Genomic DNA, 12,666 nt, shown 5'->3' with positions numbered 1-12,666 from the left:
TTCGACGTTTCGTGCGAGCCGGCGAAGCCGCCAAATCGCAAGACGCGGCCTGTCGGCCATGCGATCGGCTCGCCCGATTCTTGGCTAATTATATCCGGGTAATATATAAAAATTGCCCTTCTCCGGGCTCCCGGATCGGCTCCCACCCCCGGGCTAAGCCTTTTTTACCCTTTCCGGGCGCAAAGATGGCGGTTTCAGATCGGGATTTTCGATGAAGTACACCGACGTTGCGATCATCGGCGGCGGCCTGGCGGGTTCGACCGCAGCCGCCATGCTGGGACGCGCCGGGATTGCGACGGTGCTGATCGATCCGCACGAGGTCTATCCGTTCGACTTCCGCGTCGAAAAATTGAGCGGCGATGCGCAGCTTGAGCGTTTTTTCAGGACCGGCATCGCCGATTCGGTGCTCCGCTCGACAACCCATGACGGCGAAAACTGGATCGCCCGATTCGGCTATCTCCTCGACAAGCGGCCGAGCCGCCAATTCGGCATCAGCTACGAGAATCTCGTCAAGGCGATCCGGGCTGAAATCCCGCATCCTGCCGAACGGGTTTACGCCAAGGTCACGGATATCGCGGCAAGCCGCGAGCGTCAGACGCTCACGCTTTCGAACGGCGAGACCATTTCGGTCAGGCTAGCTGTGCTTGCCAACGGATTGAATGTCGGGCTGCGCCGCGGCCTCGGCATCGAACGCCAGATCACGAGCGCCTGCCATTCGATCTCGATCGGCTTCGACCTGGTCCCGGTCGGACGGCCCGCGTTCGATTTTCCGGCGATGACCTACTTTTCCGAGCGGACCAGCGACCGCATCCCCTATCTGACGCTGTTTCCGGTCGGCAACGCCATGCGCGCCAACCTCTTCACCTATCGCGAGGCCGACGATCCCTGGCTGCGCGAGATGCGCCACAAGCCGGTCGAGACCATGAATGCCGCTTTGCCGAGGCTGCGCCGGATCACCGGCGAGTACGGCGTTGCCGGCGACGTCAGGATCCGGCCGGTCGATCTCTATGTCTCCACGGGATATCGCAAGGCCGGCATCGTTCTGGTCGGAGACGCCTTCGCAGCCACCTGCCCCGTGACCGGCACCGGGACCGACAAGGTGCTGACCGACGTCACCCAGCTCTGCAACGTCCACATCCCCCGCTGGCTTGCCACGGAGGGCATGGGCGAAGACAAGCTCGCGTCGTTCTACGACGATCCGGTCAAGCAGGCCTGCGACGCCTGGTCGTTGGCGCAGTCGTTCAGTTTCCGCAAGGTGACGATGGACAACGGCCCCTACTGGCAGGCCGAGCGCTGGGCCCGTTTCCTGGTATGGCTCAGCCAGGGCACGTTGCGGCGGGTGCGCAACCGCCTCCGCGGCGCATCGAAACCCCGCCCCAGCGCGGCGGCCGCATCTTCAATGTCCCCGTCGGCTTGACCGCGATCACGACGCGGTCAATGCAGCCTTTGGGCGCGGCGGCGAGAGCCGTTGCCGCAAGCGATTGCGCAGCTTTCGCAGGCGTTCGTAGCCGAGCAACCGGCCGGCTTCGATCCGGTAGCCCAGCGATTTGCGCGGCCCGATATCGAAGAGCATGTCGACCATGCCGCGGCGTCCGGCCCACAGCTGGCCCATAAAGCTGTCTTCCGCCGCGCAGGAATTGATCGCCTGGATGTCCGGGCCGGCAAACAGCTCTTCCGTTACACGATCCACCAGCAGCGCCCCCGGCGAGTATTTGCTGAACTTGGCGTCGTAGGCGGTCTTCCAGGTATAGGCCGTCGACCCGCAATACATCAGCACCTGCGCAGCAATGGCGGCGCCGTCGACCCGCAGCAGCGCCACCGACGCATCGCGCCGCGCCGCCAGATTGTGCAGCAAACGCCTGACGAAAGCGGCATCATGGGAGTCGGACAGCAACGCGGTGCCCTGCTCGCCCTTCCAGCTTGCTTTCTCCATGGCCAGGAAAGTTTCAAACGCTTGCTCGACGTCTGCAGGAGTGCGGCTGTTCATGACGTCGACGACGCCGAGCGAGGACAATCTGTTCCAGTCCTGGCGCAGTTTCTTGCGCGTCGATCCCGATCGCTTGACGCCGAACTCGCGCGTCACGAACGGCCGCGCCGTTTCGGACACCATCAGCGGTTCGATGCCGCGCAGCGAAAACACCTTCAGCATCGCGGCATGGCTTGGATACTCGGCGTCGAATGATTTCAGGCTGACGACGTTCGGCAACTCCGCGCTGCTTTCGATCGCGGCGAAAAACGCCGGGATCACCTCGTCGGCAAACGCGGGATCGACGACTGGACTGGAAAGGAAAGCATAGTTGTAAGGCAGCGCTTCCAGCACCGCCGGCAGCAGCGGCGCGGTCTTGCGCAATTGCAGCGCCCAGAGGCCGACGAGCTTGCGCGGCTCGGCGCCCTGCTCCCAGGCCAGCATCATCAGGATCGTGGCGAAGCCGGTGTCAGAGACCGCCTTCAACGCGGCCGGATTCATGAAGACGTTCGATGACGCACGTCGAACCAGGTCGTCCCAGCGCGGGCCGACGTCCAGGCCTGGTGGATCGATCGTCACAGAAATCATTAGAAACAAATGCCTCGACCGGCGCCGCGAGGTGGCGATGGTGGTCGCTCCCGCTTGCTTTTCGGTTAAGCGCGACCCTAGCTGACTCGATGGCAATAAGCCCGATCCTGACAGGTTTTTTCAGGATTTCTTTGCCATTGGGGGTCATTGATAGGGGTTCACGATCCAGGGCAAAGCCATGCGGTATACGGACGTTGCCATCGTCGGCGGAGGTCTGGCCGGCTCGACCGCCGCAGCCATGCTGGGGCGTGCCGGCGTATCGGCGCTGCTGATCGATCCTCATCCGGCCTATCCGCCGGAACTGCGCTGCGAGAAGCTCGGCGGCGACCAGCTCGATCTGCTGCGCAAGACCGGGCTTGCCGAGCCGACGCTGCGGGCAACCACGCTCGACGGCGAAGTCTGGGAAGCCCGCTTCGGCTATGTGGTCGCCAAGAAGCCCAGCGACCAGCACGGCATCATGTACGACACGCTGGTCAACACCATGCGCGCGCAGATTCCGCCCAGCGTGGAAACCATCTTCACCAAGGTGTCAGGCATTTCCAACAGCGACGAACGGCAGCAGGTTACGCTGTCGAACGGCGAACAGATTTCGGCGCGGCTGGTCGTGCTCGCCAACGGGCTCAATATCGGTCTGCGCACCATGCTCGGCATCGAGCGCCAGGTCATCAGTTCCTGCCATTCGATCACGCTCGGCTTCGATGTCGAGCCGGTCGGCTGCGCGGCTTTCGACTTTCCGGCGCTGACCTATTGGCCGAGACGCGCGGGTGCGCGCATGGCCTACCTCTCCGTCTTCCCGATTGGCGGCAAGATGCGGGCGAATTTCATGGTCTATCGCGACATGACCGACCCCTGGTTGCCGCAGTTTCGTAAGGCGCCCGAGGCCGCGATGCGCGCTTTGATGCCGCGACTTCAGCGAATGATGGGTGACTTCAAGGTGAGCGGGCCGATCAAGATCCGCCCGGCGGACCTTTGTACCAACAGCGGCTATCTGCAGCCCGGCATCGTGCTGGTCGGCGATGCCTTCTCCACTTCCTGCCCCGCCGCCGGAACCGGCACGACAAAAGTGTTCACCGACGTCGGACGTCTATGCAACGTCTACATCCCGCAATGGCTCAGGAGCGAAGGCATGGACGCGCAAAAGATCGCCCAGTTCTACGACGATCCCGAGAAACAGGCCTGCGAGGACCGGAGCCGGGCGAAGGCCTACCACCTTCGCTCGTTGTCGACCGACAACGGACTGTCCTGGCGCGCCCAACGCTGGGCCCGTTTCCTGGTAAGGCTCGCTCAAGGTACGCTGCGGACCGTCCGAAAGGGATTTTCGGCGGGATCGGCGGAACGCCACACCGTGCTGAGCGGACAGCCGAGGCACGGCCGGCTGGCGTGAGGCTGCAAGTCGAACAAGAGGCTTTCAGCCGTAGCGAAGCCCGCGCTCACTTCTTCTCGTCTTCCTCATCCTCATCGTCGTCTTCTTCATCCTCGTCCTCGTCGTCATCATCGGCGAGAGCGGCCGCATTGTGCGGCGTATGACCCTGGTCGTCCCAGAGCTTGCGGTAGACGCCATTGGCGGCGAGCAGTTTTGCATGCGAGCCGCGCTCGATCGCCTTGCCGCCTGAAATCACGATGATCTCGTCCATCTCGACCACCGACGTCAGGCGGTGGGTCGACCAGATCATGGTGCGTCCTTCCGCCACCTTCAGCAGCGTACGGTTGATCGCGGCTTCCGTGGTCTGGTCGAGCGCGGATGTGGCCTCGTCGAGCAGCAGAACCGACGGATTACGGATGATCGCGCGCGCGATCGCAATGCGCTGGCGCTGGCCGCCCGACAGTGTGTCGCCGCGCTCGCCGACCGGGGTGTCGTATTTCTGCGGCAGGCTCATGATGTAGCGGTGGATCTCGGCCTTGCGCGCGGCTTCGGTGACCTCTTCGTCGCTGGCGCCTTCCTTGCCGAGCCGGATGTTTTCGCGGATCGACATGTTGAACAGCATGTTCTCCTGGAACACGACCGCCATGCCCCGGCGCAGCGATTCGCGCGTCACCCGGCGAATGTCGACGCCGTCGATGGTGACGCGACCCTCATCGGGCACGTAGAGCCGCAGGATCAGGTTGAGCAACGTGCTCTTGCCAGAGCCCGAAGGGCCGACGATCGCGATACGCTTGCCGGCGTTGAGCTTGAGGGTGAGATTATCGAGCACCGGCGTCTGGCTGCCATCGTAGGCGAAGGTCACACGCTCGAAGCTGATGTCGTTGGTGATCCGCGGCAGGTCCGGCGCGCCCGGACGGTCGGCGCCGCGGGTCGGCTCGTCGAGCAGTTCCTGGATATGACGCACCGCCGCCGCCGACTGGATCGACACCGGAATGAAATGCATCAGATGGGCGATGTTGTAGGACACCTCCCAGAATGCGCTCTCGAAGGTGACGAAGGTGCCGATGGTGATCTGGCCCTTGGTGGCCAGATAGGCGCCGATCGCGAGCACCACGAGGTGCAGCAACAATACCGAGATGGTGACGGTGCGCTCCACCATGGTCGACAGGAATACGGCGGAGGCGGTCTTGATGCGCACATCCTGGTTGCGCATGGTGAACCAGCCGAGCGTGCGGCGCTGCAGGCTGAACGCCTTGACCACCGCCTGCGCCGCCACGTTTTCCTGCACCATGCCGAGCAGCGCCGACTCGTTCAGCTTCTGCTCGTAGTTCGCCTGCACCGCCTTCGGCGTCAGGATCCGCGGGCCGATCAGGGTAATCGGAAACACCAACAGCGCCACCGCCGCGAGCTGCCAGTTCAGGAACAGCATCAGGACGATGCCGGCGATCAACTCGAAGAGCGGCAGCGCCGCGCTGTTGGCAAAACTCTTGATCGAGCCTTCGAAGGCCGACAGGTCGATCGAGAACCGCGACAGGATCTCGCCGCGCTTGGTGCGGGCAAAATACGCCGACGGCAGGTTCTGGACGTGCTCGAACAGCCGCGATCGCACGTCCGCAATCACGCTGGCCGCCAGCCGCGCGTCCCAGCGCTCGTACCAGACCGCGACGATCGAGGTGACGATACCGGCGACCGCCAGCACGCCGAGGATCTTGTACAGCGCCTGAAAGTCTTCCTCGCCGAGCGCGTCGTCGATCAGGAACTTCAGGCTCAACGGCATGAAGACGTTGAACAGCGTCTCGACCAGAACGCCGAAACCGACGAAGGCCAGGAGCTTCTTGTAGTTGATCAGGATCGGCTTGACGAAGGCGTAGATCGTCGAGAGCGCGCCGGCGGCTTCCTTGGCGGTAAAGACGACGAGGTCCTCGTCGTCTTCATCGTCGTCGAGCTCCAGCTCGTCGTCCTCATCACCTTCGTCGTCATCGTCCGGCGGCGCAGCGGCAGCCTTGCCGCCGGCAACCGGGCTTGCCGCACCGGGCTCGGCCGCGAGCTTCTTCTCGAGCTCAGGATCGTCCGCCGACGCGGGATTCCGGTCATCCGGAGAAGGAGGCTTTGGCGCCATGAAACCAACCGATGCTGCACGGCCGGCTTGACCGCAAATCGAACGCGATAGCGTTGGACACTTTCCTGGACGCTACCGCGGCGATCCTATGCGATCGGGACCCATTCGGCAAAACAATTGGCAAGGCAATTGGAGCCGCCGACCGGGCCGATTGCCGGCCGGTCAGTCGTCCGATTTCACCTTGTCGAAGAACGAGTAGCGCAGACTGTCGGCGTCGGCGTACCACTGGCCCGGCCCCTTGTGCGCCGCCAGCGTCGCGGCCCACAGCGCATCGGTGCAATCGCGGCGATGCATCGAGAGGTCGAACCCGTTACTGAAGAACAATTCCGACCATTCCCACCAGGTGCCGAGCTTCTTTACCCCGCGCAGGAGGTCGTAACGATCGATCACGCCCGGCGCCATGTCCGAAGTCACCGATCCGAACACGAGGCCCCTCTTCACCACGCGGTTCAGTTCGCGGATCGCCTGCAGCACCTGCTTATCCGCCAGATGACACAGGCTGGTCTCGAACACGAAGTCGAATTCGCCGTCCTTGAACGGCATATCCGTGATCGAGCCGAGCTTGTTGAAGTTCTTCAGCGCCTTCGGCGTGCTGGCATGGATCGCGCGGTTGTTTTCGATACCCCAGGCATCGATCCCGCGCTCGCGCAGCGCGCCGACCAGTTCGCCGCTGGCCGAGCCCGCCACCAGGAGCTTGTAGCCCTTGGCCCTATTCCAGACGATCTTGACCATATCCGCCAGGTAAGCGGGGTCGGTAAACTGGCTCCAGACCTCGCTGTAGGGTCCGACGCCGCGGTAGTTCTCGAAATAGCCGCGGTCGATCTTGTCGGACAACGCCGTGTCCTGCTGCGCCCGGGCGCGGCGCAACCGCATCATCTCGGTGAGAACGATATCGGTGGCGGCATCGGAGGAGTCGAGCAGACCGTTCAGCGTGGAATCGAACAGGTAGTCGCCGACCACGACTATCCCCGGATGCTCCTTCGGCTCGGGGCGGTGATTGGTCATGACGTCCCGCACCGGCATGCCACCCGGCAGCGCATTCACCGACGACAGCCAGCGGTGGATCTTGCCTTCCATGAAATGGCCGCGGGCGTTGCCGAACGTGGTCGGCAGCGACTTCAGCGCGGCGTCGATCAGTTCCTGATCGCTGAGATTAGCAAAAGCCAATGCGTCGGAGCCGGCGATCAGCCAGTTCAGGACGCCGTGCTTGCCGACGTCGTGACGCGCGCCTTCGTTGTAGACGCAGCAACCGCCGAAGGCTTCCGACATGAACCAGGCGCCGGGGATCTGCTCGCCCCAGAACGGCTCGTCGAACAGGATCGAGACGCGCAGGTAATGCGCCGGCCGGTCGAAATAGGCGACGTGCTTGACCATCGACTTGCGCAGCTCTTCACCGTCCCAGCGCATCGTCGCCAACCACGAGTGCGGCAGGCACACCAGCACCAGGTCGAAGTCGCGCGTCTCCGGCCCCTTGCCGTTCATCATGTTGAGCTGGTAGCGGCCGGCCGTGGTCTTGCCGACCTTGAGCACCCGGTGGTTGAGCTGGATATCGGCTTCGACCTCGGAGCGCAGGCCTTCGATCAACTGCTCGTTGCCGTTCTGGATCGAGTACAGGCCGATATAGCCGTCGACGTCCATCACGAAGTTCTTCAGCGCGTTGAGCCCGTTGGTGTTGTGGCTCTCGGTGGCGATATCCGAGCGCGCCATCACCTTGAAGAAACGCTTGGCGGTGGGATCGGTGACTTCCTTGTCGAGCACCTGCTCGCAGGTCAGGTAGGCCCAGGGATGCTCGTTGTCATGGGCGCCGACGCCTTCATAATATTCGATCGGCGACACCATGTCGGCGCAGCGTTTGCGGAACGTCTCGATCGCGGCCGCGGTTTTCGCGCCGTATTTGCGGCGCATGCCGGGGACGTCTTCGAGGAGTACGCCGTCGAGTTGCACCTGCTCGGCGTCCATCGGAATCGTCTGCAGGCCGAAATGCTGGATCAGCTCGCGCAGCGGATCGGGACCGGTCATCGAGTAATCGTAGATCTCGGCGACGCCGGCCTCGTACATCGCCGGCGCGGAATCAAACTTGCGCGTCACGATCTTGCCGCCGACGCGGTTCGACGCCTCGTAGATCGTGATGCGGCAGAGGTCGCCAAGCTTCTTCTTCAGGTACCAGGCGCTCATCAGCCCCCCGGGGCCGCCGCCAACGATTGCAAGGTCGAGCATATGTGTTCCGTAAGTCGTTCGGCCGCGCCGCGAAGCGCCCGGTCTAAGTCACCTTAGCAAAAGCGCTTTTCACTCTGAAGGGAAGATGAACAAAGCAGGTCCCTGCATCGCAGCAATGAAACAAAGCAGCAAAAAGGCCGGCTTTCGCCGGCCTTTTTCTTTTCAAAGCATATATTCGCGATGCCTATTCGGCAGGCGGCAGCGCCAGCGGTTCGGCTTCCGGAGCGGTCGGCACGATCGTCGCTTGCTTCTCGCGTTCGTCGAGAATCAGCTTGTCGCGCTTGACCGCGACTTCGCGGATCTTCGCCATCGAGGCACCGGTTCCCGCCGGGATCAGCCGGCCGACAATGACGTTCTCCTTGAGGCCTTCCAGCGGGTCCACCTTGCCGTTGACGGCGGCTTCGGTGAGCACGCGGGTGGTCTCCTGGAACGAGGCCGCCGAGAAGAACGAGCGGGTCTGCAGGCTCGCCTTGGTGATGCCGAGCAGAACCGGCGTTCCCGTGGCGGGCTTCTTGCCCTCTTCCTTGGCCTTCGCGTTGATCACGTCGAACTCGATCTTGTCGACCTGCTCGCCCGAGATCATGTCGGTCTCGCCCTGGTCGGTGACTTCGACCTTCTGCAGCATCTGACGGACAATCACCTCGATGTGCTTGTCGTTGATGAGCACGCCCTGCAGCCGATAGACCTCCTGGATTTCGTTGACCAGATAGGCAGCGAGTTCCTCGATGCCCTTGATCGCCAGAATGTCGTGCGGCGCCGGATTGCCTTCGACGATGAAATCGCCCTTTTCGACGATGTCGCCGTCCTGCAGATGGATGTGCTTGCCCTTCGGGATCAGGTACTCCCTGGTCTCCTCGGTCTTGTCCAGCGGCTCGATCGAGATGCGGCGCTTGTTCTTGTAGTCGCGGCCGAAGCGGATGGTGCCGGCGATTTCCGCGATGATCGCCGCGTCCTTTGGCTTGCGGGCCTCGAACAGTTCGGCAACACGCGGCAGACCGCCGGTGATGTCGCGGGTCTTGGCGCTCTCGGTGGAGATACGCGCCAGGATGTCGCCGGACTTCACCTTCGCGCCGGTATCAACCGACAGAATGGCGTCGACCGACAGCATGTACCGGGCATCGCCGCCACGGGCGAGCTTCAGCACCTTGCCATCCTTGCCCTTGATCACGATCGCGGGACGCAGGTCCCCGCCACCGCGCGACGCGCGCCAGTCGATGACGACGCGCTTGGCGATGCCGGTGGATTCGTCGAGCGTTTCCGAGATCGACTGCCCTTCGACCAGGTCCTCGAACCCGATGACGCCTTCGACTTCGGTCAGCACCGGACGGCTGTACGGATCCCATTCCGCGATACGCTGGCCGCGCTTGACCATATCGCCTTCGTCGACGTGCATGCGCGCGCCGTACTGAATGCGGTGGGTCGCACGCTCGGTGCCGTCCGCATCGCTGATCGCAATCACCATGTTGCGGACCATCGCGACCATGTGGCCTTCGCTGTTCTTGGCGATGGCCTTGTTGCGGATGATCACCTTGCCGTCGAAGTTCGACTCGATGAACGACTGCTCGTTGATCTGCGCCGCGCCACCGATGTGGAACGTGCGCATCGTCAGCTGCGTGCCGGGCTCACCGATCGACTGGGCGGCGATGACGCCGACCGCTTCACCGTGGTTGACCGGGGTGCCGCGGGCCAGATCGCGGCCGTAGCACTTGCCGCAGATGCCGTTGACCAGTTCGCAGGTCAGGGCCGAACGGATCTTCACTTCCTGGATGCCGGCCTGCTGGATGGCGTCGACATGCGTCTCTTCCATCAGCGTGCCGCGCTTGACCACGACCTTGTTGGTCACCGGATCGCGCAGGTCCTCGCCGTTGGTACGGCCGAGAATACGCGACGCCAGCGACGCAACCACCGTGCCGGCATCGATGATGGCGCGCATCTTGATGCCGAGCTTGGTGCCGCAATCGTCCTGCGTGATGATGCAGTCCTGCGCCACGTCGACCAGACGGCGGGTCAGGTAGCCCGAGTTCGCGGTCTTCAACGCGGTGTCCGCGAGGCCCTTGCGGGCGCCGTGGGTCGAGTTGAAGTATTCGAGCACCGACAGACCTTCCTTGAAGTTGGAAATGATCGGCGTTTCGATGATCTCACCCGACGGCTTGGCCATCAGGCCGCGCATGCCGGCGAGCTGGCGCATCTGCGCCGGCGAACCGCGCGCACCGGAATGCGCCATCATGTAGATCGAGTTGATGTCGGCGTCGGCGCCCTTCGGCGTCTTCTTGGTCGAGGAGATTTCCTTCATCATCTCCTTGGCGATTTCTTCCGTCGCCTTCGACCAGGCGTCGACCACCTTGTTGTACTTCTCGCCATGGGTGATCAGACCGTCGTTGTACTGCTGCTCGAAATCCTTCGCCAGCGTACGGGTAGTGTCGACGATCTTCCACTTCGAGTGCGGCACGACCATGTCGTCCTTGCCGAACGAGATGCCGGCCTTGAACGCGTTGTAGAAGCCGAGCGCCATGATGCGGTCGCAGAAGATCACCGTCTCCTTCTGACCGCAGTGACGGTAGACCTGGTCGATCACGCCGGAGATTTCGCGCTTGGTCATCAGCTTGTTGATGATGTCGTACGAAATCTTGGTCGAGCTCGGCAGCAGGTTGCCGAGCATGACGCGGCCCGCGGTGGTTTCGATCCAGCGGCGCGAGATCTTGCCGGTCTCGTCCATGCCGTTCCAACGGTACTTGATCTTGGTGTGGAGGTGGATGACCTTCGAATGCAGGGCATGCTCGAGTTCGGCCATCTCGCCGAAGATCTTGCCCTCGCCGGGCAGGCCTTCGCGCATGATCGACACGTAATAGAGGCCGAGCACGATGTCCTGCGACGGCACGATGATCGGCTGACCGTTCGCGGGATGCAGGATGTTGTTGGTCGACATCATCAGAACGCGCGCTTCCAGCTGCGCTTCCAGCGACAGCGGAACGTGCACGGCCATCTGGTCGCCGTCGAAGTCGGCGTTGAACGCGGCGCAAACCAGCGGATGCAGCTGGATCGCCTTGCCTTCGATAAGCACTGGCTCGAACGCCTGAATGCCGAGGCGATGCAGCGTCGGCGCGCGATTCAGCAGCACGGGATGCTCGCGGATCACCTCGTCGAGAATGTCCCAGACCTCGGGACGTTCTTTTTCAACGAGCTTCTTCGCCTGCTTCACCGTGGTCGACAGACCCTTGGCGTCGAGCCGCGAATAGATGAACGGCTTGAACAGTTCGAGCGCCATCTTCTTCGGCAGGCCGCACTGATGCAGCCGCAGTTCGGGACCGACCACGATCACCGAACGGCCCGAATAGTCGACGCGCTTGCCGAGCAGGTTCTGCCGGAAGCGGCCCTGCTTGCCCTTGAGCATGTCGGCCAGCGACTTCAGCGGACGCTTGTTGGCGCCGGTGATGACGCGGCCGCGGCGGCCGTTGTCGAACAGTGCGTCGACGGCCTCCTGCAGCATGCGCTTTTCGTTGCGGATGATGATGTCCGGCGCGCGCAGCTCCATCAGCCGCTTCAGGCGGTTGTTGCGGTTGATGACGCGGCGGTAGAGGTCGTTGAGGTCGGAGGTCGCAAAGCGGCCGCCGTCGAGCGGCACCAGCGGACGCAGGTCCGGCGGAATCACCGGCACCACGGTCAGGATCATCCACTCCGGCTTGTTGCCGGAATAGCGGAACGCTTCGACGATCTTCAGGCGCTTGGCGAGCTTCTTGTGCTTGATGTCGGACTCGGTCTCCTGCATCTCGACGCGCAGCGACGCCTCGAGCTTTTCGAGCTCCAGTCCCTTCAACAGCTCGCGGATCGCCTCGGCGCCGATCATGGCGGTGAAGCTGTCCTGGCCGTATTCGTCCTGCGCCTTCAGATACTCGTCTTCCGACAGGAGCTGACGGTCCTTCAGCGCGGTCAGACCCGGCTCCAGCACGACGTAGTATTCAAAATAGAGAATCCGCTCGAGATCCTTCAGCGTCATGTCGAGCAAGAGGCCGATGCGCGACGGCAGCGACTTCAGGAACCAGATGTGCGCGACCGGCGCGGCCAGTTCGATATGGCCCATGCGCTCGCGACGAACGCGCGACAGCGTCACTTCGACCGAGCACTTTTCGCAGATGATGCCCTTGTACTTCATCCGCTTGTACTTGCCGCACAGGCACTCGTAGTCCTTGATCGGCCCGAAGATGCGGGCGCAGAACAGGCCGTCGCGCTCCGGCTTGAAGGTGCGGTAGTTGATGGTCTCCGGCTTCTTGATCTCGCCGTAGGACCAGGACAGAATCTTTTCCGGGGACGCAATCGAGATCCGGATCTGGTCGAAGACCTGGGCCGGCGTCGTCGGATTGAAGAGATTCATAATTTCTTGGTTCATCGTCTTCTCCTCGCGTGCCGATCGTCACC

6 protein-coding genes are annotated in these 12,666 nt (G+C 62.9%); 2 read left to right on the top strand and 4 right to left on the bottom strand.

The features are described 5' to 3' along the window. The first annotated feature begins 211 nt into the window (after positions 1–211). Positions 212–1,417, top strand: a complete 1,206-nt coding sequence (locus BLS26_RS32625) for an NAD(P)/FAD-dependent oxidoreductase (RefSeq protein ID WP_092516561.1) — start codon at positions 212–214, stop codon at positions 1,415–1,417. Positions 1,418–1,423: 6 nt separating this feature from the next. Here BLS26_RS32625 and BLS26_RS32620 read toward each other — a convergent pair whose 3' ends face one another. Further along, positions 1,424–2,554 (bottom strand): GNAT family N-acetyltransferase, encoded by a 1,131-nt coding sequence (locus tag BLS26_RS32620; protein WP_092516560.1) that lies wholly within the window; start codon positions 2,552–2,554, stop codon positions 1,424–1,426. A gap of 178 nt (positions 2,555–2,732) precedes the next feature. Between BLS26_RS32620 and BLS26_RS32615 the strand changes: the two genes are divergently transcribed. Then, positions 2,733–3,938, top strand: a complete 1,206-nt coding sequence (locus BLS26_RS32615) for an FAD-dependent monooxygenase (RefSeq protein WP_092516559.1) — start codon at positions 2,733–2,735, stop codon at positions 3,936–3,938. A 46-nt stretch (positions 3,939–3,984) separates the two neighbouring features. On the opposite strand, the gene BLS26_RS32610 is transcribed toward BLS26_RS32615, so the two are convergent. The 3 genes from BLS26_RS32610 to rpoC all read right to left on the bottom strand — a co-directional run bounded on the left by BLS26_RS32610 (position 3,985) and on the right by rpoC (position 12,637). Beyond that, positions 3,985–6,036 (bottom strand): ABC transporter ATP-binding protein, encoded by a 2,052-nt coding sequence (locus BLS26_RS32610; RefSeq protein WP_092516558.1) that lies wholly within the window; start codon positions 6,034–6,036, stop codon positions 3,985–3,987. 162 nt (positions 6,037–6,198) lie between these two features. Further along, on the bottom strand, positions 6,199–8,253 hold the full coding sequence (locus tag BLS26_RS32605) for an FAD-dependent oxidoreductase (RefSeq protein WP_092516557.1): 2,055 nt from the start codon (positions 8,251–8,253) through the stop codon (positions 6,199–6,201). Between the two features lie 184 nt (positions 8,254–8,437). Further along, positions 8,438–12,637 carry a DNA-directed RNA polymerase subunit beta' gene (gene rpoC, locus BLS26_RS32600; protein ID WP_092516556.1) on the bottom strand — a complete coding sequence of 1,400 codons (4,200 nt, stop codon included), beginning with the start codon at positions 12,635–12,637 and terminating at the stop codon, positions 8,438–8,440. Positions 12,638–12,666 lie beyond the last annotated feature (29 nt).

The sequence above is a fragment of the Afipia sp. GAS231 genome (genome assembly GCF_900103365.1).
Lineage (GTDB): Bacteria > Pseudomonadota > Alphaproteobacteria > Rhizobiales > Xanthobacteraceae > Bradyrhizobium.
This window is presented reverse-complemented; position numbering and strand designations above follow the sequence as displayed.